This window comes from Pseudomonas migulae (assembly GCF_024169315.1).
Taxonomy (GTDB): domain Bacteria; phylum Pseudomonadota; class Gammaproteobacteria; order Pseudomonadales; family Pseudomonadaceae; genus Aquipseudomonas; species Aquipseudomonas migulae_B.
Map to the genome: position 1 here is coordinate 5,235,683 of NZ_JALJWR010000001.1, position 24,827 is coordinate 5,260,509.

At 59.4% G+C, this 24,827-nt stretch carries 26 protein-coding genes; 23 read left to right on the plus strand and 3 right to left on the minus strand.

The window, feature by feature from the left end; translation table 11 throughout:
• The 5 genes from J2Y86_RS23900 (at position 1) to ispD (ending at position 5,084) form a co-directional block, all read left to right on the plus strand.
• Positions 1-1,632: a CTP synthase gene (locus tag J2Y86_RS23900; RefSeq protein WP_084322285.1), complete on the plus strand. Its 1,632-nt coding sequence runs from the start codon at positions 1-3 to the stop codon at positions 1,630-1,632.
• A gap of 5 nt (positions 1,633-1,637) precedes the next feature.
• Positions 1,638-2,483, plus strand: a complete 846-nt coding sequence (kdsA, locus tag J2Y86_RS23905; protein ID WP_253437242.1) for a 3-deoxy-8-phosphooctulonate synthase — start codon at positions 1,638-1,640, stop codon at positions 2,481-2,483.
• A gap of 156 nt (positions 2,484-2,639) precedes the next feature.
• On the plus strand, positions 2,640-3,929 hold the full coding sequence (eno, locus tag J2Y86_RS23910) for a phosphopyruvate hydratase (RefSeq protein WP_008039408.1): 1,290 nt from the start codon (positions 2,640-2,642) through the stop codon (positions 3,927-3,929).
• Between the two features lie 172 nt (positions 3,930-4,101).
• Entirely contained in the window at positions 4,102-4,380 is a 279-nt protein-coding gene (gene ftsB / locus J2Y86_RS23915; protein ID WP_008028992.1) for a cell division protein FtsB, read from the plus strand.
• Positions 4,377-5,084 (plus strand): 2-C-methyl-D-erythritol 4-phosphate cytidylyltransferase, encoded by a 708-nt coding sequence (gene ispD / locus J2Y86_RS23920; protein WP_253437245.1) that lies wholly within the window; start codon positions 4,377-4,379, stop codon positions 5,082-5,084. Before ftsB ends, ispD begins: the two co-directional genes overlap by 4 nt.
• 164 nt (positions 5,085-5,248) lie before the next feature.
• Here the strand turns inward: ispD and J2Y86_RS23925 are convergent, their stop codons facing one another.
• On the minus strand, positions 5,249-6,145 hold the full coding sequence (locus J2Y86_RS23925; RefSeq protein ID WP_253437249.1) for a LysR substrate-binding domain-containing protein: 897 nt from the start codon (positions 6,143-6,145) through the stop codon (positions 5,249-5,251).
• 107 nt (positions 6,146-6,252) lie between these two features.
• On the opposite strand from J2Y86_RS23925, the gene J2Y86_RS23930 reads away from it, so the two are divergent.
• The 8 genes from J2Y86_RS23930 to rpoS all read left to right on the plus strand — a co-directional run bounded on the left by J2Y86_RS23930 (position 6,253) and on the right by rpoS (position 13,375).
• The gene (locus J2Y86_RS23930; protein ID WP_253437252.1) at positions 6,253-7,365 is read left to right on the plus strand and encodes an S-(hydroxymethyl)glutathione dehydrogenase/class III alcohol dehydrogenase; all 1,113 of its coding nucleotides are present in this window, start codon (positions 6,253-6,255) and stop codon (positions 7,363-7,365) included.
• Between the two features lie 8 nt (positions 7,366-7,373).
• Complete coding sequence (gene fghA, locus J2Y86_RS23935; protein ID WP_253437255.1) at positions 7,374-8,219, plus strand: S-formylglutathione hydrolase; 846 nt, start codon at positions 7,374-7,376, stop codon at positions 8,217-8,219.
• A 43-nt stretch (positions 8,220-8,262) separates the two neighbouring features.
• Positions 8,263-8,736, plus strand: coding sequence for a 2-C-methyl-D-erythritol 2,4-cyclodiphosphate synthase (ispF, locus tag J2Y86_RS23940; protein WP_253437259.1), 474 nt, complete (start codon positions 8,263-8,265; stop codon positions 8,734-8,736).
• Positions 8,733-9,791, plus strand: coding sequence for a tRNA pseudouridine(13) synthase TruD (truD, locus tag J2Y86_RS23945; RefSeq protein WP_253437262.1), 1,059 nt, complete (start codon positions 8,733-8,735; stop codon positions 9,789-9,791). Before ispF ends, truD begins: the two co-directional genes overlap by 4 nt.
• Complete coding sequence (gene surE / locus J2Y86_RS23950) at positions 9,779-10,528, plus strand: 5'/3'-nucleotidase SurE (protein ID WP_253437265.1); 750 nt, start codon at positions 9,779-9,781, stop codon at positions 10,526-10,528. The genes truD and surE overlap by 13 nt, the downstream gene beginning before the upstream one ends.
• Before the next feature lie 38 nt (positions 10,529-10,566).
• Entirely contained in the window at positions 10,567-11,202 is a 636-nt protein-coding gene (locus tag J2Y86_RS23955) for a protein-L-isoaspartate(D-aspartate) O-methyltransferase (RefSeq protein WP_174602683.1), read from the plus strand.
• Positions 11,203-11,404: 202 nt separating this feature from the next.
• The gene (locus J2Y86_RS23960; protein ID WP_253437267.1) at positions 11,405-12,262 is read left to right on the plus strand and encodes a peptidoglycan DD-metalloendopeptidase family protein; all 858 of its coding nucleotides are present in this window, start codon (positions 11,405-11,407) and stop codon (positions 12,260-12,262) included.
• Positions 12,263-12,367: 105 nt separating this feature from the next.
• A complete protein-coding gene (rpoS, locus tag J2Y86_RS23965; RefSeq protein WP_008154012.1) occupies positions 12,368-13,375 on the plus strand; it encodes an RNA polymerase sigma factor RpoS in 1,008 nt (335 codons plus the stop codon).
• A 475-nt stretch (positions 13,376-13,850) separates the two neighbouring features.
• Here the strand turns inward: rpoS and fdxA are convergent, their stop codons facing one another.
• Together fdxA and mutS are read right to left on the minus strand one after the other, a co-directional pair.
• Positions 13,851-14,174, minus strand: a complete 324-nt coding sequence (gene fdxA / locus J2Y86_RS23970) for a ferredoxin FdxA (RefSeq protein WP_054047139.1) — start codon at positions 14,172-14,174, stop codon at positions 13,851-13,853.
• A gap of 143 nt (positions 14,175-14,317) precedes the next feature.
• Positions 14,318-16,897 (minus strand): DNA mismatch repair protein MutS, encoded by a 2,580-nt coding sequence (gene mutS / locus J2Y86_RS23975; RefSeq protein WP_253437270.1) that lies wholly within the window; start codon positions 16,895-16,897, stop codon positions 14,318-14,320.
• 210 nt (positions 16,898-17,107) lie between these two features.
• Here mutS and J2Y86_RS23980 point away from each other — a divergent pair, with 210 nt between their 5' ends.
• From J2Y86_RS23980 to J2Y86_RS24025, 10 genes are all read left to right on the plus strand, one after another.
• Positions 17,108-17,842, plus strand: a complete 735-nt coding sequence (locus J2Y86_RS23980; RefSeq protein ID WP_084322326.1) for a LexA family transcriptional regulator — start codon at positions 17,108-17,110, stop codon at positions 17,840-17,842.
• Between the two features lie 494 nt (positions 17,843-18,336).
• Positions 18,337-18,519 (plus strand): Com family DNA-binding transcriptional regulator, encoded by a 183-nt coding sequence (locus J2Y86_RS23985; protein ID WP_008039326.1) that lies wholly within the window; start codon positions 18,337-18,339, stop codon positions 18,517-18,519.
• A gap of 31 nt (positions 18,520-18,550) precedes the next feature.
• Positions 18,551-18,814: a hypothetical protein gene (locus J2Y86_RS23990; RefSeq protein ID WP_214381000.1), complete on the plus strand. Its 264-nt coding sequence runs from the start codon at positions 18,551-18,553 to the stop codon at positions 18,812-18,814.
• Between the two features lie 216 nt (positions 18,815-19,030).
• Complete coding sequence (locus J2Y86_RS23995) at positions 19,031-19,378, plus strand: phage holin family protein (protein ID WP_017336738.1); 348 nt, start codon at positions 19,031-19,033, stop codon at positions 19,376-19,378.
• 86 nt (positions 19,379-19,464) lie between these two features.
• A complete protein-coding gene (locus tag J2Y86_RS24000; protein ID WP_253437273.1) occupies positions 19,465-19,989 on the plus strand; it encodes a hypothetical protein in 525 nt (174 codons plus the stop codon).
• A gap of 3 nt (positions 19,990-19,992) precedes the next feature.
• Entirely contained in the window at positions 19,993-20,604 is a 612-nt protein-coding gene (locus J2Y86_RS24005) for a phage baseplate assembly protein V (RefSeq protein ID WP_253437275.1), read from the plus strand.
• Positions 20,605-20,614: 10 nt separating this feature from the next.
• Positions 20,615-20,947 (plus strand): phage baseplate protein, encoded by a 333-nt coding sequence (locus tag J2Y86_RS24010; RefSeq protein ID WP_214381006.1) that lies wholly within the window; start codon positions 20,615-20,617, stop codon positions 20,945-20,947.
• A complete protein-coding gene (locus tag J2Y86_RS24015; protein ID WP_253437278.1) occupies positions 20,944-21,939 on the plus strand; it encodes a baseplate J/gp47 family protein in 996 nt (331 codons plus the stop codon). The genes J2Y86_RS24010 and J2Y86_RS24015 overlap by 4 nt, the downstream gene beginning before the upstream one ends.
• Positions 21,936-22,571, plus strand: coding sequence for a phage tail protein I (locus J2Y86_RS24020; protein ID WP_253437281.1), 636 nt, complete (start codon positions 21,936-21,938; stop codon positions 22,569-22,571). The genes J2Y86_RS24015 and J2Y86_RS24020 overlap by 4 nt, the downstream gene beginning before the upstream one ends.
• Positions 22,572-24,827: a phage tail-collar fiber domain-containing protein gene (locus J2Y86_RS24025; RefSeq protein WP_253437284.1), complete on the plus strand. Its 2,256-nt coding sequence runs from the start codon at positions 22,572-22,574 to the stop codon at positions 24,825-24,827. It begins immediately after the preceding gene.

A 24,827-nucleotide genomic window follows, 5' to 3' on the forward strand; every position in this document is an offset into this window, starting at 1 on the left:
ATGACGCGCTACATATTCGTCACGGGCGGTGTTGTTTCTTCATTGGGGAAAGGCATTGCATCGGCTTCATTGGCGGCCATCCTGGAGGCGCGGGGACTTAAGGTCACCATGCTGAAGCTGGATCCGTACATCAACGTCGACCCGGGCACCATGAGCCCGTTCCAGCACGGTGAAGTGTTCGTCACCCACGACGGCGCCGAGACCGACCTGGACCTGGGCCACTACGAGCGGTTCATCCGCACGACCATGACCCAGAACAACAACTTCACCACCGGCCGTGTCTACGAGCACGTCCTGCGCAAAGAGCGCCGTGGTGATTACCTGGGCGCCACCATCCAGGTGATCCCGCACATCACCGACGAAATCAAGCGCCGGATCATCAAGGGCGCCGGCGATGCCGACGTCGCGATGGTCGAGATCGGTGGCACCGTGGGTGACATCGAATCGCAACCGTTCCTCGAGGCCATCCGTCAGTTGCGCTTCGAAGTCGGCGCCAAGCGCGCGATGCTGATGCACCTGACGCTGGTGCCGTACATCGCCACCGCCGGCGAAACCAAAACCAAGCCAACCCAGCACTCGGTCAAGGAACTGCGTTCCATCGGCCTGCAACCTGACGTGCTGGTGTGCCGCTCCGATCACCCGATCGACATCTCTTCGCGTCGCAAGATCGCGCAGTTCACCAACGTTGAAGAACGTGCGGTGATTGCGCTGGAAGACGCCGACACCATCTACAAGATCCCGGGCATCCTGCACTCCCAGGGCCTGGATGATTTTGTCGTCGAGCGTTTCGGCCTGCAATGTGGCGGCGCGGATCTGTCCGAGTGGGAAGCCGTGGTTGACGCCAAGCTGAACCCTGAGCACGAAGTCACCATCGCGATGGTCGGCAAGTACATGGAATTGCTGGACGCCTACAAGTCGCTGATCGAAGCGATGAGTCACGCCGGCATCAGCAACCGCACCAAGGTCAACCTGCGCTACATCGATTCCGAAGACATCGAAAACCAGGGCACCGCGCTGCTGGAAGGTGTTGACGCGATCCTGGTTCCAGGCGGCTTCGGTCTGCGTGGCGTGGAAGGCAAGATCACCGCCGTCCAGTACGCTCGCGAAAACAAGGTTCCGTACCTCGGCATCTGCCTGGGCATGCAAGTGGCCGTGATTGAGTTCGCTCGTAACGTCATGGGCTGGAAAGACGCCAACTCCACCGAGTTCGATCGTGCAAGCGGTCACCCGGTCGTGGGTCTGATCACCGAGTGGGAAGATGCCACCGGCGCCGTCGAAACCCGTACCGAAACTTCCGATCTGGGCGGCACCATGCGCCTCGGCGCGCAGGATTGCCTGCTGGAGCCGGGTTCCCTGGTTCACGGCTGCTACGGCAAGGACGTGATCGTCGAGCGTCACCGTCATCGCTACGAAGTGAACAACAACCTGCTGCCGCAAATCATGGAAGCCGGCCTGAAAATCTCCGGTCGTTCCGGTGATGGCGCGCTGGTAGAAGTGGTTGAAGCCCCGGATCATCCATGGTTCGTCGCTTGCCAGTTCCACCCTGAGTTCACCTCGACACCTCGCGACGGTCACCCGTTGTTCAGCGGTTTCGTTAAAGCAGCTTTGGTTCAACACCAGAAGAAGGCGTAAATCCGATGGCGCAGAAGATCATCCGTGTAGGCGATATCGAGATTGCCAACGACAAGCCAATGGTGCTTTTCGGTGGCATGAACGTGCTGGAAAGCCGCGACATGGCGATGCAGGTCTGCGAAGAATACGTAAAGGTCACCGAGAAACTCGGTATCCCTTACGTGTTCAAGGCCAGCTTCGACAAGGCCAACCGTTCCTCCGTGGCCTCTTACCGTGGCCCCGGCCTGGAAGAGGGCATGCGGATTTTCCAGGACATCAAGCAAGCCTTCGGCGTGCCGATCATCACCGACGTCCACGAGCCTGAGCAGGCCGCGGTCGTCGCTGAAGTCTGCGACATCATCCAGTTGCCGGCCTTCCTGTCGCGCCAGACCGACCTCGTGGTCGCGATGGCCAGGACCGGTGCGGTGATCAACATCAAGAAAGCCCAGTTCCTCGCGCCTCAGGAAATGAAACACATCCTGAACAAGTGCGTGGAAGCGGGTAACGATCAGTTGATCCTCTGCGAACGCGGTTCGAGCTTCGGCTACAACAACCTGGTCGTCGACATGCTCGGCTTCGGCATCATGAAGCAGTTCGAATACCCGGTGTTCTTCGACGTGACCCACGCGCTGCAAATGCCCGGCGGTCGCTCCGATTCCGCTGGCGGTCGTCGCGCCCAGGTCCTCGATCTGGCCAAGGCTGGCATGAGCCAGTCGCTGGCCGGTTTGTTCCTCGAAGCCCACCCGGATCCGGACAACGCCAAATGCGACGGCCCTTGCGCCTTGCGTCTGGACAAACTGGAGCCATTCCTGGCCCAGCTCAAAGCTTTGGACGAACTGGTGAAGAGTTTTCCGACGGTAGAAACCGCGTAATCCTCATTTCTCCGGTAAAGTACCGCACGATTTGTTGCTCAGGCCCTCGGGTCTGAGCCTTATCGTCCGCAAGTCTGCCCGTTGCACATCACTTGCCGGCGATAAAAGATTTCCTTCAGCTGCGTCGTTTTCGTCAACTTTGGAGTGTTTACAACAATGGCAAAAATCGTCGACATCAAAGGTCGTGAAGTTCTCGACTCCCGTGGCAACCCCACCGTGGAAGCGGACGTGCTTCTCGATAACGGCATCATCGGCAGCGCTTGCGCGCCGTCCGGTGCTTCCACTGGCTCGCGTGAAGCGCTCGAGCTGCGTGATGGCGACAAGAGCCGTTACCTGGGCAAAGGCGTTCTGAAAGCCGTCGCCAACATCAACGGTCCGATTCGCGACCTGTTGAAAGGTACTGACCCAAGCGACCAGAAAGCCCTCGATCACGCGATGATCAAGCTCGACGGTACTGAAAACAAAGGTTCTCTGGGCGCGAACGCGATCCTCGCCGTTTCCCTGGCTGCGGCCAAGGCAGCAGCACAGGACCAGGACCTGCCGCTGTACGCACACATCGCCAACCTGAACGGCACCCCGGGTGTCTACTCGATGCCGGTTCCGATGATGAACATCATCAACGGTGGCGAACACGCCGATAACAACGTCGACATCCAGGAATTCATGGTCCAGCCGGTTGGCGCCAAGTCTTTCTCGGAAGGTCTGCGCATGGGCACCGAGATTTTCCATCACCTCAAAGCCGTTCTGAAGGCCCGTGGCCTGAGCACTGCCGTCGGTGACGAAGGTGGTTTCGCGCCGAACCTGGCATCCAACGAAGACGCGTTGAAAGTGATCTCCGAAGCCGTGGCCAACGCCGGTTACAAGCTGGGCACCGACGTGACCCTGGCACTGGACTGCGCGGCCAGCGAATTTTACGAAGACGGCAAGTACAACCTGTCCGGCGAAGGCCAGGTGTTCACCGCTGAAGGTTTCGCCGACTATCTGAAAGGCCTGACCGAGCGTTACCCGATCATCTCCATCGAAGATGGCCTGGACGAATCCGACTGGGCTGGCTGGAAAATCCTCACCGACAAGATCGGCGAGAAGACCCAGCTGGTGGGCGACGACCTGTTCGTGACCAACACCAAGATCCTGAAAGAAGGCATCGACAAGAAGATCGCCAACTCGATCCTGATCAAGTTCAACCAGATCGGCACCCTGACCGAAACCCTGGAAGCCATCCAGATGGCCAAGGCTGCCGGTTACACCGCCGTGATCTCGCACCGCTCCGGCGAAACCGAAGATTCGACCATTGCCGACCTGGCCGTGGGCACTTCGGCTGGCCAGATCAAGACCGGCTCCCTGTGCCGTTCCGATCGCGTTTCCAAGTACAACCAACTGCTGCGTATCGAAGAGCAGTTGAACGGCAAAGCCAAGTACAACGGTCGCAGCGAGTTCCGCGGCTGATTGCTACAAGGTAAAAAAGACACCGGATTGTGTCGGAAAAGTCGTGCCAACGATGGATTTGCCACTAATCTGATGCCTTAAGAGCACAAGCCTGGATATTCCAGGCTTCGTGCTATCAGACGCTTCAAAGTTTTGGCATGGCTGTCTTTTTTCACTGGATACCTGATATTCGATGCGCAGTCCCAATTGGTTGTTCCTCGTCTTGCTCCTGTTGCTGGCTGGCCTGCAATACCGCCTGTGGGTGGGTAATGGCAGTCTGGCGCAAGTGGCCGAGCTGACTCAGCAGATCGCGGATCAACACGCTGAGAACGAAGGGCTGCTTGAGCGCAATCGGGTCATGGACGCTGAAGTCAGTGAGTTGAAAAAGGGCATGGAGACCGTTGAAGAGCGGGCTCGCCATGAGTTGGGCATGGTCAAGGACGGTGAAACCCTTTACCAGTTGGCTCAATGAATTCCCCGTTACCGGCCTTCTGGGCCGTGATTCCTGCCGCGGGCGTCGGTGCCCGTATGGCCGCGGACCGTCCCAAGCAATACTTGCAACTGGGCGGGCGCACTATTCTCGAACACAGCCTCGGCTGTTTCCTTGATCATCCTTCCCTGAAGGGGTTGGTGGTCAGTCTTGCTGTTGATGATCCTTACTGGCCGAACCTGGCGTGCGCTGGCGATTCGCGTATTCAACGCGTTGACGGCGGCGCCGAGCGTTCCGGGTCAGTGCTCAATGCCTTGCTGCATTTGCATGCGCTGGGTGCTGACGATGAGGATTGGGTGTTGGTGCACGATGCGGCACGGCCCAATCTGAGCCGTGATGATCTGGACAAATTGCTCAGTGAGTTGGCGGATGATCCTGTCGGCGGGCTGTTGGCAGTTCCTGCTCGCGATACGCTTAAACGAATCGACAAGCACGGTCGCGTCGTTGAAACCGTGGATCGCAGTGTGATCTGGCAGGCTTATACGCCGCAGATGTTTCGCCTTGGCGCCTTGCATCGGGCTTTGGCCGACAGCCTGGTGGCTGACGCGGTTATCACTGACGAAGCGTCGGCGATGGAGTGGGCCGGTTTGGCGCCGCGCCTGATTGAAGGGCGCGCGGACAACCTGAAAGTCACTCGCCCGGAAGACCTCGAATGGTTGCGCCAGCGTTGGGCTAATCGCCGCTGACTGCTGTGGTGTCTGTCAGATTGCTTTCGCGAGCAAGCCCGCTCCCACACTGGTTCTGCGCCAGACCCAAAATAGGTGACCAACCACAATCAAATGTGTGAGCGGGCTTGCTCGCGAAAGCGGTAGTTCAGATAACAAATCGCTCACTGATGTGCGATGCCGATTTAATACAGATACTCCGGCCGTTCGGCCAACCCTTCCTTCAGGTAATCCACCAGCTTGCGCACCTTCGGCGAAAGGTGCCGCTGCTGCGGATAAAGCGCCCACACCGCAGTGTTCGGCGGTTGGTGAGCATCCAGCAGCGAAATCAGTTCGCCGCTTTTCAGGTATTCCAGCACATAGTAATCCGGCAACTGACACAGCCCGACACCCTGTAACGCCGCATCCAGCACCGCTTGCCCACTGTTGCAGCGCCAGTTTCCCTGCACTCGCTGGGAAAATTCCCGCCCGTTCTGTTCCAGTTGCCAGAGATCCGAGCTGCCGATGAGGCAGTTGTGGCGACTCAGTTCCGACAAGCTGTGTGGGCGACCGTACCGTTCCAGGTAGGACGGTGACGCGCACAGATACATGCGCCGTGGCGCCAGCCGCGTTGCCACCAGCCGCGAGTCCTGAAGGCGGCCGAGGCGGATCGCCAGGTCCAGCCCTTCATGCACCAGATCCAGTTGCCGGTTGCTCAGCTCGATATCGATTCGAAGTTGTGGATAAAGTCCCATGAAGCGTGTCACCAGCGGCACGATGAAGCGCTCGCCGTACGCCACCGCGCAGGTCATGCGCAACATGCCTTTGGGTTCGCTGGTCAGGTCGCCGACCGCTCTCAGCGCTTCTTCACGGCCGTCCTGCAAACGCTGGCAATGCTGCAAAAAAGTCTGCCCGGCTTCGGTCAGCGTGACGCGACGGGTGCTGCGGTACAGCAGTCGCGTCTGAAGGCGCTCTTCGAGGCGCACTATTTGTCGACTGATGTGGGAAGAAGAAACCCCAAGACGCTCAGCGGCAGCCGTGAACTGGCTGCACTCGGCCACGGCGATGAATTCGTCGATACCTTCCCAACGGTTCTCGGACATCTAGGATTATCCCTGTGCGGCAATAATGTTTTGCTTTTGTCTGGATTATTCATCGTAAAGCGCTGTATTACACTCCCTGTCTCGTTTTTATTCACTGGAGAATCCACATGATCAAGTCGCGCGCTGCCGTTGCCTTCGAGGCCAAGAAACCCCTCGAGATCGTTGAAGTCGATGTTGCCATGCCCAAGGCCGGTGAAGTTCTGCTGCGTGTGGTTGCCTCCGGTGTCTGCCATACCGATGCGTACACGCTGTCGGGTGCTGATCCGGAAGGCATCTTCCCGTCGATCCTCGGCCACGAAGGTGGCGCGGTGGTCGAAGCCATCGGCGAGGGCGTGACCTCCGTGGCGGTCGGCGATCACGTCATCCCGCTGTACACCCCGGAATGCCGCCAGTGCAAATTCTGCCTGTCGGGCAAGACCAACCTGTGCCAAGCCATTCGTGCGACCCAAGGCAAAGGCCTGATGCCCGATGGCACTACGCGTTTTTCCTACAAAGGCCAGCCGATTTTCCACTACATGGGCACCTCGACGTTCTCCGAGTACACCGTGTTGCCGGAAATCTCCGTCGCCAGGATTCCTAAAGAAGCACCGCTGGAAAAAGTCTGCCTGCTGGGTTGCGGCGTCACCACCGGCATCGGTGCGGTGCTCAATACCGCCAAGGTAAAACCGGGTGATACCGTGGCCATTTTCGGCCTCGGCGGCATCGGTCTGTCGGCGGTGATCGGCGCAGTCAAAGCCAAGGCGGCGCGGATCATTGCCATCGACATCAACCCGGCCAAATTCGAGATCGCCAAGCAGCTCGGTGCAACCGACTGCGTGAACCCGAAAGACTTCGACCGTCCTATCCAGGAAGTCATCGTCGACATGACCGATGGCGGCGTCGACTTTTCCTTCGAATGCATCGGCAACGTCCAATTGATGCGCGCCGCACTTGAGTGCTGCCACAAAGGTTGGGGCGAGTCGGTCATCATCGGTGTGGCCGGTGCTGGCCAGGAAATTTCGACCCGTCCATTCCAGTTGGTCACCGGTCGCGTCTGGCGCGGTTCGGCGTTCGGCGGTGTGCGTGGTCGCACCGAATTGCCAAGCTATGTCGAAATGGCCGAAACCGGCGAAATCCCGCTGGATACGTTCATCACCCACACCATGGGCCTGGAAGATATCAACAAGGCTTTCGACCTGATGCATGAAGGAAAAAGCATCCGTTCCGTCATCCATTTCTGAGGTCCGCCATGAGCCTGGAAAATATCTCCTGTCAGAAAAGCTTCGGCGGCTGGCACAAACGCTACCGGCACCGCTCCGACGTGCTCGGCTGCGACATGGTGTTTGCCGTGTACCTGCCGCCGCAAGCGGAGCAGGGCGGCAAGCTGCCGGTGCTGTACTGGTTGTCCGGCCTGACCTGCACCGACGAGAATTTCATGCACAAGGCCGGCGCTCTGCGCATGGCTGCCGAGCTGGGGCTGATCATTGTTGCACCGGATACCAGTCCTCGCGGCCCCGACGTGCCGGGTGACCCGGATGGCGCCTGGGATTTCGGTCTCGGCGCCGGGTTTTATCTGAATGCCACGCAGGAACCGTGGTCGCGCCACTATCGGATGCATGACTATGTCGTGCAGGAATTACCGGCGTTAGTCGAAGCCCATTTCCCTGCGTCCGACAAGCGCGGCATCAGCGGTCACTCCATGGGCGGCCACGGCGCGCTGGTCTGCGCATTGCGCAATCCGGGTCGGTATCAGTCGGTGTCGGCGTTTTCGCCGATCAACAATCCGATGGATTGCCCGTGGGGTCAGAAAGCCTTTTCCCGTTACCTGGGCGAAGACCGTTCGAAATGGCGTGAATGGGATGCCTGCGCGTTGATCGCCGAGGCCGACGAGAAGCTGCCGCTATTGGTCGACCAAGGTGATCGTGATGATTTCCTGGCCACGCAACTCAAGCCCGAAGCCTTGCAACAAGCGACCAAACTGGCCGGTCATCCGCTGACGTTGCGCCTGCAACCGGGCTACGACCACAGCTATTTCTTCATCGCCAGCTTCATCGACGACCACTTGCAACATCACGGACGCGCTCTAGGCGTTTAATGCAGGTAGAATCACGCCCTGACAAAAATCGGGGCGTTTTTTTATGCGTATTGGCCACGGCTATGATGTGCACCGTTTCGCTGAAGGCGATTTCATTACTCTGGGCGGCGTGCGCATTGCACACGGCTTCGGGCTGCTCGCTCACTCCGACGGTGACGTCCTGCTGCACGCCTTGAGCGATGCCTTGCTCGGCGCCGCTGCGCTGGGTGATATCGGCAAGCACTTCCCGGACACCGACCCAAAATTCAAGGGCGCCGACAGCCGTGTGCTGTTGCGTCACGTCGTCGCACTGGTCCACGCCAAGGGCTGGAAAGTCGGCAACGTCGATAACACCATCGTCGCCCAGGCGCCGAAAATGGCCCCGCATATCGAATCGATGCGCGCGCAGATTGCCGCGGATCTTCAAGTTGAGTTGGATCAAGTGAACGTGAAAGCTACCACCACCGAAAAGCTTGGCTTTGTCGGTCGCGAAGAAGGCATCGCTGTCCACTCCGTAGCCTTGTTGCTGCGCGCATGAACGAACTGCAATTGCTCGGCCCGCGTGCCTACGGTGAAGCCCTCGGCACCGCGGTGTTGAAAGCCACGGCGGAAGACTTCCAGGTCGATGAAGTGCTCGACATCCCGCTCAGTGGCGATGGCGAACACCTGTGGATCTGGGTGGAAAAACGCGGACTGAATACCGAAGAAGCGGCACGGCGAATTGCCAAGGCAGCGGGCGTGCCATTGCGCACTGTCAGCTACGCCGGCCTCAAGGATCGCCAGGCGCTGACCCGCCAGTGGTTCAGCGTGCAACTGCCGGGCAAGGCCGATCCTGATTTGTCGTCGGCGGAAAACGATACGCTGAAAATCCTCAAGACCGGTCGACATAAACGCAAGCTGCAACGCGGTGCCCATTCGGCCAACGGTTTCACCTTGCGCCTGACGCAATTCGCGGGCGACAAAGCGGCCATCGAAGCGCGCCTGCAACTGATCGCCAAACAAGGCATCCCCAATTATTTCGGCACCCAGCGGTTCGGCTTTGACGGCGGCAACGTGGTCGACGCCCGTGGCTGGGCCGCGCGCAAGGCCTTGCCGGAGCAGCGCAACGTCCGTTCGCGTTTGCTTTCTACTGCTCGCAGTTTTCTGTTCAACCAGGTGTTGGCAGCGCGTGTGGAAGATGGCACCTGGCAGCAGGCGCAGGTCGGTGATCTGTTGGCGTTCACCGACAGCCGAAGCTTCTTTCCGGCCGGTGAGGCCGAGTGCAGCGACCCGCGCCTGGCAATTCTCGACCTGCACCCGACCGGCCCGCAGTGGGGCGAAGGTGACTCGCCGGCGACGGGCGCAGTCCATGAACTGGAGCAGGCAATCGCCGCGCGCGAAGCGGATCTGCGCGATTGGTTGATTAACGCCGGTATGAGCCACGAACGTCGCATCCTGCGACTGCCCATTGGTGGGTTGACGTGGCATTATCCCGAGCCTGACATTCTGCAACTGGAATTCGTCCTGCCGGCCGGATGCTTCGCCACCGTATTGGTGCGTGAGCTCGTTGATCTGGTGCCGGTGGGGCAGACGGACAGCCCATGCGTATTCTGATTTCTAACGACGATGGGGTAACCGCACCCGGTCTCGCCGCGCTTTATGCTGCGCTGGCGGATTACACCGAATGCGTGGTTATCGCCCCGGACCAGGACAAAAGCGGCGCCAGCAGTTCGCTGACGCTCGACCGTCCGTTGCACCCGCAGACCCTGGCCAACGGCTTTATCAGCCTCAATGGCACACCGACCGATTGCGTGCACCTGGGCCTCAACGGCTTGCTGGAACGCGAACCGGACATGGTGGTTTCCGGTATCAACCTGGGCGCCAACCTAGGGGACGATGTGTTGTATTCCGGCACCGTGGCCGCGGCGCTTGAAGGGCGTTTCCTTGCGCTTCCTTCGTTTGCCTTTTCCTTGGTCTCACGGCAAGTCGATAACCTTCCCACAGCCGCTTACTACGCGCGCAAACTGGTGGAAGCCCACGCCGACCTTGACCTGCCACCGCGCACGGTACTGAACGTGAACATTCCCAATTTGCCGCTCGACCACATCCGTGGAATCCAGCTGACCCGCCTCGGTCATCGCGCCCGCGCGGCGGCGCCGATGAAAGTGGTCGACCCGCGTGGCAAGTCCGGTTACTGGATTGCTGCGGCCGGGGATGCTGAAGACGGCGGTCCGGGAACGGATTTCCATGCGGTGATGCAAGGCTATGTGTCCATCACGCCACTGCAACTGGATCGCACCTTCAATGATGCCTTCCGAAGCCTCGATGGCTGGCTGGAGGGATTGCGCTAATGGCTCGTGAACAAGACCCGATGCATCGTGGCATCGGGATGACCTCGCAACGCACTCGCGAGCGTCTGATCCAGCGGTTGTATGAGGAAGGCATTTCCAACGCCAAGGTGCTGGAAGTGATCCGCCGCACGCCGCGTCACCTGTTCGTCGACGAGGCGCTGGCCCACCGCGCCTATGAAGACACGGCGCTGCCGATCGGCAACAACCAGACGATCTCCCAGCCCTACATGGTGGCCCGCATGAGCGAGCTGCTGCTGGAAGCGGGCCCGCTGGACAAGGTGATGGAAATCGGTACGGGATCGGGCTATCAGACCGCGATCCTGTCGCAACTGGTCGAGCGGGTTTTTTCCGTCGAGCGCATCAAGGTTCTGCAGGACCGGGCCAAGGAACGCCTGGTCGACCTCAACCTGCGCAACGTGGTCTTCCGCTGGGGCGATGGCTGGGAAGGCTGGCCCGCGCTGGCACCGTACAACGGCATCATCGTGACGGCGGTGGCGACGGATGTGCCTCAGGCATTGCTCGACCAGTTGGCGCCCGGAGGGCGACTGGTGATACCGGTCGGGTCGGGTGAGGTTCAACAGTTGATGCTGATCATCCGTGAAGAACACGGGTTTTCCAGGCGTGTTCTGGGGGCGGTACGTTTCGTTCCATTGCTCAACGGGCCTCTGGCCTGAGCATTTGTTTCGTCGCGGTGAATTCTCTTCGATCGGCTCTGTCTTACAGCGGCGTCGATCCGTTAAACGGGATTCATCGTCAGGTAGCAAACGTGTGCTTCGCTTCATTAAAGGTAAAGCCTGCACAGCCCGTTATACTTGCGACACTTCATGCCGGGAGTACGGCAATTCAACATTTCAGCCACCACAAAGGGAGCGGCGGGTGAGTCTCACAGTCATTGCGCAGCGAATGGGTATAACGAGCTTTCAGCGCCTGGTGACTGGCCTTGTCTTGAGTACCTTGCTGGTCGGTTGTTCCAGCACCAAATCGAGCGACGTGCGCGTCGTCGATCGCAACAACGCCGTCGCCCAGCGTCCGGCAGTGACCACGGGTCAGTACGTGGTTCGACCTAAAGACACCCTGTTCTCGATCGCCTTTCGCTACGGGTGGGACTACAAAGCCCTCGCGGCGCGCAACAACATTCCTACGCCATACACGATACATCCGGGTCAGACGATTCGCTTTGACGGTCGCACCGATTCAACGCCGGCGGCGGTGGTCAGTTCGTCCAGTTCATCGCCTTCGTCATCGAGTAAAACCACCGTAATCCGGCGCCAGCCAAATGGCGCAACTACGACGACAACGGTGGTTGCACCGTCCGTCGCCAACAAGCCGGCACCCGCTCCGATGCCTCCGGCAGGCCCGGCCCCGACCGGCTGGGGATGGCCTTCTAATGGCATCTTGATTGGAAAATTCTCTTCAAACGGTAGTTTGAATAAAGGAATTGATATCGCCGGAGATTTGGGACAGCCTGTTTTAGCTGCGTCTGATGGGACGGTGGTATACGCCGGGAGTGGCTTAAGGGGCTACGGCGAATTAGTCATCATCAAACACAGCGATACCTACGTCAGTGCCTACGGTCACAACCGCAGGCTGTTGGTTCGGGAGGGGCAGCAGGTCAAGGTCGGACAGACAATTGCCGAAATGGGGTCAACGGGTACAGACCGGGTGAAACTGCATTTTGAGATTCGCCGACAAGGTAAACCTGTAGATCCGCTGCAGTTCCTGCCACGTCGTTGATTTGTTACCAGCCTGTTCCGTCACGTAGAGGGAACAGGCTCCAGCGTTGCCAAGGATAGAGGCGCCGCTTGAGCCTGAGGTCGAACTCACCAAAGGACTATAACAATGGCTCTCAGTAAAGAAGTGCCGGAGTTTGACATCGACGATGAGGTTCTCCTGATGGAGACCGGCATCGGTACGGATTCGATGTCGAATGATGAAGGGGCTGCTCCACCTTCCGTTCGTGCCAAATCCAAACACTCCGCCTCGTTAAAGCAACACAAGTACATCGATTACACGCGTGCGCTCGATGCCACGCAGTTGTACCTCAATGAAATCGGCTTTTCCCCTCTGCTGTCCCCCGAAGAAGAAGTTCACTTTGCACGCTTGTCGCAAAGTGGCGATCCGGCCGGGCGCAAACGCATGATTGAAAGCAACCTGCGGCTGGTGGTGAAAATCGCCCGACGCTATGTCAATCGTGGCTTGTCGCTGCTGGACCTGATCGAAGAGGGCAACCTCGGGCTGATCCGGGCGGTAGAGAAGTTCGACCCCGAACGTGGCTTCCGCTTTTCGACCTACGCAACCTGGTGGATTCGTCAGACCATCGAGCGCGCGATCATGAATCAGACCCGGACCATCCGGTTGCCGATCCATGTGGTCAAAGAGCTCAACGTGTACCTGAGGGCCGCACGGGAGCTGACGCAAAAACTCGATCATGAACCCTCACCCGAAGAAATCGCCAACCTGCTGGAAAAACCGGTGGGCGAGGTCAAGCGCATGCTCGGCCTGAACGAGCGGGTTTCTTCGGTCGACGTCTCGCTGGGTCCGGATTCGGATAAAACCCTGCTGGACACCCTTACCGATGACCGTCCAACCGATCCGTGTGAACTGCTACAGGACGACGACCTGTCCCAGAGCATCGATCAATGGCTCTCGGAACTGACCGACAAGCAGCGCGAGGTGGTGATACGCCGCTTCGGTCTGCGCGGTCATGAGAGCAGCACGCTGGAAGACGTAGGCCTGGAAATTGGCCTGACCCGCGAACGCGTCAGACAGATCCAGGTGGAAGGCCTGAAACGTCTGCGGGAGATTCTGGAGAAGAATGGTCTGTCCAGCGAGTCGCTGTTTCAATAAGCCAATCGCTTGAGCAGCAAGCAAAAAGCCCCGACTGGTTCGGGGCTTTTTGTTGCCTGGCTGAAGCGTCGCACATCACCTCAGGTTTGTAGTCTTGCGTTGTAAGTCTTTGCTTACTCTTTCGTAAGTGTTCGTTATTTTTACACCTTGGCAGACGACTATTGTTTGTTCTCACTTGTTTTATCTAGCTGATATCTATAGATATTTATAAAAGTTAAGCGCATGTGACAGCCGGTTTTGGCTTGGGAAGGCAATTGCGCTCGCCCGGGAATTCTCTAGTATTCAGGTTGTGTCGACGGACAGACACGCCCTTCAAGGATGAGGGGAAAGGACATTGCAGGACGCGATTCATCAGGACGATGAAAAGGAACACAGGGAATAGGGAAAAAATGTGGGCGGGTCAAACCGCCCCTTTTTTTTGCCTGCAGAAAAGCAAAAAGGCCCGCAAGGGGCCTTTTCGGGAACGCGCGGAAAATCAGCGTTCGAGGTCTTTGATCTTGCCTTTGACGCCATCCCACTCTTCGGCATCGGGCATCGATTCTTTCTTCTCGGTGATATTCGGCCAGATTTCGGCCAGCTCAACGTTCAGCTGAATGAATTCCTGCATCTCTTCCGGGACTTCATCTTCAGAGAAGATGGCCACGGCAGGGCATTCTGGTTCGCACAGTGCGCAGTCGATGCACTCATCCGGGTGAATCACCAGGAAGTTCGGGCCTTCGTAAAAGCAGTCCACCGGACAGACTTCTACGCAGTCGGTGTACTTGCACTTGATGCAGTTGTCGGTGACGACGAAGGTCATTTCTAATTTTCTCCTCAGGCGGCGGCAGCGGAGCCCCTTCACGTTGGGGTCGCCAGGTTCGGGAGCGATAGTCTGCAGACCAGGCTATTTAGCCTGCAGCATCCCAAACCGCGCGAGATTCTAACAGCTTGCAGGCAAGTGCGTTAGATCCGTGTCTTTAGTGTATAGAGCATTTCGAGCGCGCGACGCGGCGTCAGGTCATCCAGGTCCAGTTTGGCCAGTTCATCGAGCACCGGATGCGGCAGGCTGGCGAACATGTCGCTCTGTTGCGGCGCGGCCGGTTTGCCTTTGGCGGGCTTCGGCACTTCATGGGGCAGCGCGGTGGCTTCCAGCCGACCCAGGTGCTCGCGAGCGCGCACAATCACTTCGCTCGGCACGCCGGCCAATTGCGCAACGGCCAGGCCATAACTCTGGCTGGCAGGCCCTGGCAGCACGTGGTGCAGGAACACGATGCGCTCTTTGTGCTCGGTGGCGTTGAGGTGCACGTTGGCCACCAGCGGCTGGGCTTCCGGCAGCACTGTCAGCTCAAAGTAGTGCGTGGCAAACAAGGTGTAAGCCCGCAGGTGCGCCAGGCGTTCGGCCGCGGCCCAGGCCAGGGACAGACCGTCGAAGGTGCTGGTGCCGCGACCGACTTCGTCCATCAGCACCAGGCTGCGTTCGGTGGCGTTGTGCAGAATGTTGGCGGTTTCGCTCATTTCGACCATGAAGGTCGAGCGTCCACCGGCCAGGTCATCGCTGGAACCGATCCGGGTGAAGATCCGGTCCACCAGCGACAATTCGCAACTGGCCGCCGGTACGAAGCTGCCGATGTGCGCCAGCAACACGATCAAAGCGGTCTGACGCATGTAGGTGGATTTACCGCCCATGTTCGGACCGGTGATCACCAGCATGCGGGTGCTGTCGTCGAGGCTCAGGTCATTGGCCACGAACGGCGTGGTCAGCACTTGCTCGACCACCGGGTGACGACCCTGGCTGATGCGCATGCAGGGCTCGTCGACGAAGCGGGGGCAATTCAGATCGAGATTCAATGCGCGTTCGGCGAGGTTGCTCAGCACGTCCAGTTCGGCCAGTGCCGCGGCGGTGTCTTGCAGCGGTGGCAACTGGGCGATCAGGTCTTCGAGCAGCGCTTCGTATAGCATCTTTTCGCGAGCCAGGGCGCGGCTCTTGGCCGACAGTGCCTTGTCCTCGAACGCCTTGAGTTCCGGCGTGATGAAACGCTCGGCGCCTTTCAGCGTCTGGCGGCGGATGTAGTCGGCCGGCGCCGATTCGGCCTGCTTGCTCGGCAACTCGATGAAGTAGCCATGAATGCGGTTGTAACCGACCTTCAGGTGCGACAGGCCGGTGCGGGCCTTTTCCCGTGCTTCCAGATCGATCAGGAACTGCCCGGCGTTTTCGCTCAGGGATTGCAGGTCGTCGAGTTCGCTGTCGTAACCGGTTTTCAACACGCCGCCATCGCGGATTACCGCAGGCGGGTTGTCGATGATGGCTTTTTCCAGCAGTGCCGCCAGTTCCGGGTAGGTGCTGGTGGTCTTGGCCAGTTGAATGATGTGCGGCGCTTCCAGCTCGGTCATTGCCATTTGCAATTCAGGCAGTGCACCGAGAGCATCGCGCAGGCGAGCGAGGTCGCGAGGACGGGCATTGCGCAAACCGATCCGCGCCAGAATCCGCTCGATGTCGCCGATTTCCTTGAGCTGCGGTTGCAGCTTTTCGAAACGGTAGCCGTCGAGCAGGCAAGTGATCGAGGTCTGGCGTGACAGCAAAACCTTCAGATCCCGCAGCGGGCGGTTCAGCCAGCGGGTCAGCAGGCGACTGCCCATCGCGGTCTGGCAGCGATCGACCACCGATTGCAGGGTGTTATCGCGACCGCCGGCGAGGTTGGTGTCCAGTTCCAGGTTGCGACGGCTCGCGCCATCCAGCACGACGGTGTCGTCCAGGCGTTCATGGCGCAGGCTGCGCAAATGGGGTAGGGCGGTGCGCTGGGTTTCCTTGGCGTAGCTGAGCAGGCAACCGGCGGCGCCGATGGCCAGGGTCAGGTTCTCGCAACCGAAACCTTTCAGGTCCTGGGTCGAGAATTGCTGGCACAAACTTTTCAGCGCCGAGTCGCGCTCGAAATCCCACGGCGCACGACGACGAACCCCACGGCGTTTCTCCGCCGGCAAATCCTTCGGCCAGTCATCCGGGATCATCAGCTCCACCGGATTGACCCGCTCCAGTTCCGCCAGCAGGTTTTCCCAGCCCTTGATCTCCAGCACGGTGAAGTTGCCGCTGGTGATGTCCAGCACCGCCAGCCCGAACAGGCGCTCGTCACCCAGCACCGCCGCGATCAGGTTATCCCGACGCTCATCCAGCAGCGCTTCATCGCTGACGGTGCCCGGCGTGATAATCCGCACCACCTGACGATCCACCGGCCCCTTGCTGGTCGCCGGATCGCCAACCTGCTCACAGATCACCACCGATTCGCCGAGCTTCACCAGTTTCGCCAGGTAACCTTCCGCGGCGTGGTAAGGAATCCCACACATCGGAATCGCCTGACCGGCCGACTGCCCACGGGCGGTCAGGGTGATGTCCAGCAACTTGGCGGCCTTCTTCGCGTCTTCGTAGAAGATCTCGTAGAAGTCACCCATGCGGTAGAACATCAGCTGGTCGGGGTGCTGGTTCTTCAGGCGCCAGTACTGCTGCATCATTGGCGTGTGCGAGGACAGATCGGTGAGTGCTTTATTCATCGGATATCAGGCAAATTCGTTGAAAGGTGTAGGGCAAAGGAGGGACATCGGCCCGGCTTTTCCGCGATGGGCGCAAGGTTAACATGGGCGGTCCACCCGACGCAGGCATGAAAGCGGCGGGATACATTTCTGCCGTCCATACACAATTTATGCGCTATTTATGCAATTCTGCATTTGCCTCCGAAAAAAAGATCAAGCACTATGCGCGTTATGCAAAAACGCAATGTTTCTACCGTCTTAAGAGCGCTGCTCGATCAGCACGGGATCTCCCCCACGGAGCTTCACCGTCGCACCGGCGTGCCTCAATCCACTCTCTCGCGAATCCTCAGCGGGAAGATCGTCGATCCTTCGGACAAACACATCTCGAAGATCGCCGAGTACTTCGCCGTGAGCACCGACCAGTTGCGTGGCCGCGCGGATGTCGCGCCCGCCGTCAATTCCGGTCGGGATGAATTGCATTCGGAACTCAAGGACATAAGCCTGTGGGATGACGATACGCCCGTCGATGACGACGAGGTGTCGGTCCCCTTTCTTCGCGAGGTTGAATTGGCTGCTGGATCAGGAAGATTCGTCATCGAAGAAAGCGAGCGCTCTAGCCTGCGCTTCGGCAAGCGCAGCTTGCGCCACAACGGTGTGCAGTTCGACCAGGCGAAATGCGTGACGGTGCGCGGCAACAGCATGTTGCCGGTACTGCGCGACGGCGCCACCGTGGGGGTCAATGCCGGTAAATGCGGGATTGGCGACATCGTCGATGGCGACCTGTATGCCATCAACCACAACGGCCAGCTGCGGGTTAAACAGCTTTATCGCCTGCCGACGGGGATTCGCCTGCGCAGCTTCAATCGCGATGAACATCCGGACGAGGACTACACCTTCCAGGAAATCCAGGAAGAGCAGATTGTCATCCTCGGCCACGTCTTCTGGTGGGGCATGTACGCCCGTTAACCTCATCGCTGTCAGACAAAACCCGCCACTGTGCGGGTTTTTTTTCGCCTGCTGAAAACCGCCAACGCCTTTGTCTGTGGGGGCTTTCATGCGCCAGTGCATTCTTAATGCATAAATAAATGCATTTGTGCATTGACTGTATATGCATCCATGCATATTCTTTGTCTCAAGCCGCTCAACAAAGCAGCTCGAAACGAAGCTCTTTAGTTCCACCACAAAGGCAGCGATGAACCGGCCTCAACGGTTCAGAGGGTTGGCAACTGACCCGGGTGTGCAGCGTAAAGCACCAGAAGCAGTTATCCGGCGGGCAGGGACCGCGGTCGGAAAAACAATCTAATGGACCCGTACCGCGCCAGTAGCGCCGAAAGGTCAACGCGAAGGACCGCATTACTGAAAAGCCCGGTTAGCGCCGGGCTTTTTGGAATGCCTACCTCGTCCGAGGCTTGGCAACCTCATCTACAGAAAGGATTCGGCAGAAGCCAGGAGGGCTCTCGATGTTGAAAGATTGCAGATGTGGACAGTGCAAACGACTTCTCGCCCGGGTGGGTGAGTACACCGAGCTCCAGATCAAATGCTCCCGATGCGGAACATTGAATCATGTGAAGGCCGCGAGCCTTGAGCGATCGCCGTTGAGCGACAAAGAAGCGGCACATGCCGCAACTTCCCAATTGGCATAGAGCTGTTGGGTTAATCGTTCAGGAGAAACCTATGCAACGTTTTACTGGTGTAGCCCAATCGTTCATGACTGCGTGCGAAGCGATCGCACCCGTTGCTGGTTTGGAGATGGAGGATCTCGTCAAGAAAGCCTTCAATCGTCCAGCGCAGGCAGAGGAGATGTTTCAATTCAAATTGCTGATGGACGGAGGTTATTTCTCCAACGAAGGCATCGGCCCGAAGGGCACGCAGCTTTATCAACTGACGTGGAAGGGTTATGCGTTGCTGCAGGCTATGCGCCGTAACGAAAACATTTGATCGCAGGTATGCGATGGGGGCAACTCACCGGCATTGCCTGAGTTCTGCGCCCGGTGATGCGGTTGAAGGGCAGGCTTGTCGATGGGCAGGCCTGCTATCCGAAGCAAAATCAGAACGATGTTCTTCGACAGACAGCGTGGAAAGACACGCCTCTATTTATGGCTTCGTATTCGCGGGGCCTTTTCGTTACGCAATTCACCCCGCAGGAGGCGTGACATGACAAACGAGCAACAAGCGTTGCTGGACATGCCGATCTGGCTGGTCATCGTGCTCGCCGTGATGGGCGGGGTGTCTGGCGAAATGTGGCGTGCCGACAAGGAGGGCGCCCGCGGCTGGTCATTGCTGCGGCGCCTGGCCTTGCGCTCCGGGGCCTGCATGATCTGCGGGGTCTCGGCCATCATGCTGCTGTACGCCGCCGGCATGTCGATCTGGGCGGCCGGTGCATTCGGTTGCCTCACGGCAATGGCCGGCGCCGACGTCGCCATCGGCCTTTACGAGCGATGGGCAGCCAAGCGGATCGGCGTGTGCGAAGTACCGCCGCGGGATTCCCGCCCGGATCAATAAAGCCAACCCCTCTGCCGTTCTGGCAATGCCGACACGCTGCATCCCCCGCGCAGCCGAACGCTTCAATATTTGAACTGGAAACCCCTATGTCCCTCGACATCGATAAGCCGTCGCGGCTGTTGTTTGCCATTGCCGAAGCGCTGCGCTCGGCTGACCCGGGTTTGAAAGTCGGAGGTCGTCAGGACTTCGACGGCACGTTCGATCAGGCGTGGATCCTGATCGCCGTCGAACGCAATGCCCCCGGCGAGCGCGCCCATGATGGACGCATCGCTCATGCCCTGACGTTTTCTCTGCAAATCATTGTTTCGCCAACCCTGGATAACCCCGGGTTGGCCGCTTGCGATCTGGCAGCCGTACTCAAGGGATGGGTGACGGATAACCGATGGGGCTTGTCGGGTAGCCAATGTGATTTGCCCGTGAACATCGATGCCTTGCCGTCGACGCTAATCAGCGGTTCGCAGGAATACCTCGCCTGGACCCTTTCCTTCACTCAGACGATTTACCTCGGCGCGCTGCTGCTGGACGACCCGCTCGGCATTCCGAAATTCGCCCGCACCTGGGAAGTCTCGAACATCGACGACCCGGACCAATACACCGAACTCGAGGGCTGAGTCATGTTCGATGCACTGTTACGTCAGCAACTCGGCCCGATCATCGAACGCCTGGCCGAGATGGAGGCAGAGCTGGAAGATTTGCACCGGCGAACCGACAGCTTGTGTCGCATCGGCGTGTGCCAGGAAGTCGATGCGGCGAGTAATACGTGCCGGGTCATTCACGGGGAATTGCTGACCCCGGCCATCCGCTTTTTCAACCCCAGCGCCGGGGCGCAAAGCGAATCGCGGATCCCCTCGGTCGGCGAGCAATGCCTGTTGCTGAACCATGGCGGCGGCGAGGGCAGCGCCCAATCCGTGGCGTTGTTCGGACTCAACGGCGATCGTTTTCCACCCGCTTCGACACAGGCTTCGCTGACGCGTCGCCTCTATCTGGACGGTACGGAAAGCGGCTACGACGACGCCCGTCACGCCTTGCACTGGAAGAACGGCCCGGCGGCGTTCAACGGCTCTCGCGAAGCGCTCGAGTTGAATCTCGGCCCGGCGAGCCTCGCGATCACGCCTGAAGCCATCGAACTGCAACTGGGCGCGGTCGGCTTGCGACTCGACGCTTCCGGTGTGCACCTGAGCGGCCCGGTGGTGGATCACCAGGGACGCGTCATCAGTACCGCATAAAGAGTTTCCCATGATCGGAATCGATAGAAACACCGGGGCGGCGGTCGACGACTGGCCGCAATTCGTGCAGCGCGCAACCCGGGCGCTGACCACGCCGTTGGGCACCCGACAGAAGCGTCCTTTGTACGGCTCGATGATCCCGGACCTGCTGGGCCGCAACCTCGGCGACGACCTGCTGATTCTTGCCCAGAGCCATGCGGCGCAGGCGTTTTACAACGAACAGAACGGCATCAGTGATTTCCAGCCGCAGGTCATTGTCGCCGGCCGGCAAGGTGCCGGGCTTGTACTGCGATTTGCCGGCACCTGGAAAAACCGCAATCAGACCTTCGAGGTGGTGACATGAGCATGTTGATCCCTGGCCAGAACCAGTTGGCCGAACCGTCGATCGTCACCGTCGAAGCGTTCGAGGAGTTGCTCGCCGAGTTCAAGACGTTTGTCGTCGAGTACGTCGGCGCCCGATCTCCCGAGACGGCGGCGAAGCTCAAGGCCAGCCTTGAAAACGAAAGCGAGTTGCTGACCCTGGCGCTTGAGGCGTTTTGCGTTCGCCTGCAAATCCACGAACGCAAATACAACGCCCGCATCAAGCAGATGCTGGCCTGGTGGGCGACCGGCAGCAATCTGGATGCCCGCCTCGCGGACATGGGGCTTGAGCGTCAGTTGCTCGATCCGGGCGATCCGGCGGCGTTCCCGCCGATTGCCCCCGTGTACGAAAGCGACGATGACGCCCGGTTGCGTTACTACCTGGCGCCGCATGCACCGGCCGCCGGTTCGCGGATGCAGTATCGCCGCGAGGTGTTCACCCTCGGCGAGCGTCCTGCGGTGAAGGTGGAAACCGCGGCGCCGGGCGAGGTGACGGTCACGTACACCTTCGACCCGGACGGCCATGCGGCGCAGGTCAAGGACGGCAATGGACGCCGCACGGCACCGGGCGAAGTGATGGTCACGGTGCTTGCCCGGGAAGGCGATGGCAGCGCGTCCGAAGAACTGCTCGACGGTGTGCGCCAGCACTTTGCCCGGCCTGATGTGCGACCGGAAACGGATCGGGTCACGGTGCAGGGCGCCCACATCAAACATTACAAAATCCGCGTCGTCGCGAGGATCAACGCCGGCCCTGATTCGGGGCTGACCAAGGTCGCCGCACACCAGCAACTGCAAGCGTATGCCCAGAGTTGTCATCGGCTGGAAGGGCGGGTCGACCCGAGCTGGATCGACTTCACGCTGCATAACGCCGGCGCGATTCAACTCGAGATTCTCGAACCGCTCGAGCCGATTGTGACGACCGCCTTCGAAGCGCCTTGGTGCACGGGTGTCGAGGTTGAGGTGCTCACGCTATGAGTGATCAAACACCTCGTCCCAGCCTGCTTCCGTCCAACAGCTCACCGCTGGAAAAAGCACTGGATCTCGGTTTCGGCACGTTGCTTGATCGCATCACGCCGCCGTTCCCCGAGCTGATGAACCCGACAGCGACGCCCTCGGCGTTTCTGCCGTATCTCGCGGCCGATCGAGGTGTCAGCGAATGGAGCTCCGAGGCGGCCGAGGCGGAAAAGCGTTTGACGGTTGAACTCGCCTGGCCCACGGCGCGACAGGCCGGGACGCGACAGGCGCTGGAAAACGCCGCGAAAGGATTGCGGTTGATGCCTGAAGTGCGGGCCTGGTACGAGCAGACGCCACCGGGTCAGCCTTACAGCTTTTCCGTCAGGGCGTTTACCGAGCAGCCCTACAGCGAAGAAATCGACGCCCGTCTCGACCGACGCCTGGCGGACGCCAAAAGCGAGCGCGACATTCTGTCGGTGTCCGTTGGCTTGAGCGCGTTCGGCAGCCACGTCATCGGCGCGGCGACGGTGTGCGGCGAACTCACCACGGTGTATCCGATTGTCATCGAAGGGCTCGAAGCCTCGGGTCAGGCCTTTATGGCTGCCGGGCTCTACGCCGTTGAAACATCCACTATTTATCCTCAGGGGGCCTGAATGGCTGACTATTACACCCTGCTCACGAATGCAGGGATTGCCTATGAAACCGCCTGCAAGGCGGCGGGCGCGCCGATCAAGTTGTCACAGATTTCGGTCGGTGACGGCGGCGGCGCGGTTTACAACCCGGCGGCGACCGCCACTGCGCTTAAACGAGAAGTGTGGCGCGGGCCGCTGAATGCGCTGTTCCAGGATGAGAAAAATCCGAGCTGGCTGCTCGCCGAGGTAACCATCCCGCCGGAAGAGGGCGGTTGGTATGTGCGTGAGGCCGGGCTCTGGACTGACACCGGGATTTTGTACGCCATCGTCAAATACCCGGAGTCGTTCAAGCCGGTGCTGGCGACGTCGGGGTCGGGGAAAGAGTTTTACATTCGCTCGATTTTCGAGACCAGCAATGCGGCGAACGTCACGCTGCTGATCGACGACACCGTGGTCAAGGCGACACGGGCGTGGGTGATGGGTTATCTCGCCGATGAGTTGGCGAAGCTGGATGGCAAGCAGTCGGTGCGCGTGGCGGCTACGGGGAACATCGTATTAAGTGGTGCGCAGCAGATTGATGGTGTCGCGGTGGTGTCTGGTCAGCGGGTGCTGGTGGCGGGCCAGACGACGGCGAAGGATAACGGCATTTACGTTGCCGCCAATGGCGACTGGGTGCGTTCGGGTGATTCGAACACCAGCGCCAAGGTGACGCCGGGCCTGACCGTGATGATCGAGGAGGGTGCGGCGAACGGTGATTCGCTTTGGCACTTAGTCACGAATGGGCCGATCACGCTGGGCACTACGGCGCTGAGCTTTGAAATGCTGGCGGGTAGGACGGGAATTCAGGCTGGCACTTATAAAAGTCTGACGGTTGATAAATATGGCCGTGCCACTGCTGGTACTAATCCGGAAACGCTGGCTGGTTTTGGGATCAAGGACACTTATACCAAGCCTGAAATCGAAGCGATGATTGCGCAGGCTTCGGCGCTGCCGGTCGGGGCTGTGGTTGCGTTTCCAAAGACCGCAGTGCCACCGGGCTTTCTTGAAATTGATGGCAGTGTGCAGAGCATCGCGACTTACCCGGATTTGTTTGCGTATCTGGGTACTTCTTTTAATACGGGCGGCGAGGGAGCTGGCAACTTCCGTTTGCCTGAGTCGCGTGGCGAATTTCTGCGCGGTTGGGACCATGGGCGCGGCATAGACGCAGGGCGTGCATTGGGCAGTTATCAGACAGATACGCTGCAAAATATTACGGGCGGGATCTCCGCGGGTAACAACACACAACTCGGTTCGTCAGTTTCCGGTGCCTACTTAGGTGTTGGCGGAGCAGTCAACCAGCCGACAGGCGCAACCGTCGGTGGCATTACCAGCTTCACGTTTGACGCATCGCGAGTAGCTCGCACCTCTACAGAAACCCGTCCTCGCAACCTGGCGGTGATGTGGTGCATCAAGGCCTGGAATGCGCCGATTAATCAGGGAAACATCGACGTAGCTGCCCTGGCTGCGCAGCTCGCTGCTTTCGTGCCCCGTGACTATCAAACCGGCATGATCATGTCGATGAACGTCGCCGCACCGACAACCACCGTCGATTTTTCCGCAGGCAGCGCACGCGGCGCAGGCAATGCAGTTGTGGCCTCTACCGCGATCAGTTGCGTTTTGCAGTCCGCTGGAGCCTGGTCGGCAGGGTCTGGCGGGAACAAGATCGATACCGGTATCCGCGTAGCAAACACCTGGTATCACGCCTACGTCATTCGCAAGAATGACAGCGGTGAGCGAGACATGCTGCTCTCGATCGGAGCGGCGCCCCAAGTGCCGGGCGGCTACGAGCTGATTGCCAGGTTGAAAGGTCGGTCGATCAAGACGGATGCCAGCGGCAGCATCATTCCCTTCATTAACACGGGAAACAGCACCGACTTCAAGACGATGCCGCAGGACATGTTTGTGTCCAATGTCCAAACGAGCAGCTACACGCTGGCCGTCAGCGTGCCACCCGGTGCGCGAGTTCGAGTCCGGTTCTTTGCGCGCGTACAGGGTGAGTCGAGCGTCATTTACGTGCGTTCACCGGAGGCAGCAGCCGTCACTTTGAACAACACGTCGGCAGATAGCTTCGTGGGCGGCATCGGCATGAGCAATGACGCGACGGCGAATGAGAACATGTCGGGCTACGGCGAAGCCCTGACGAACCAAAGCGGGCAGGTGGTAGCGCAAGTCTTGGGATACCCCGGATACAGCGTGTTACGCGCCTCGTTACACACTCAAGGCTGGACGGAGGAATAA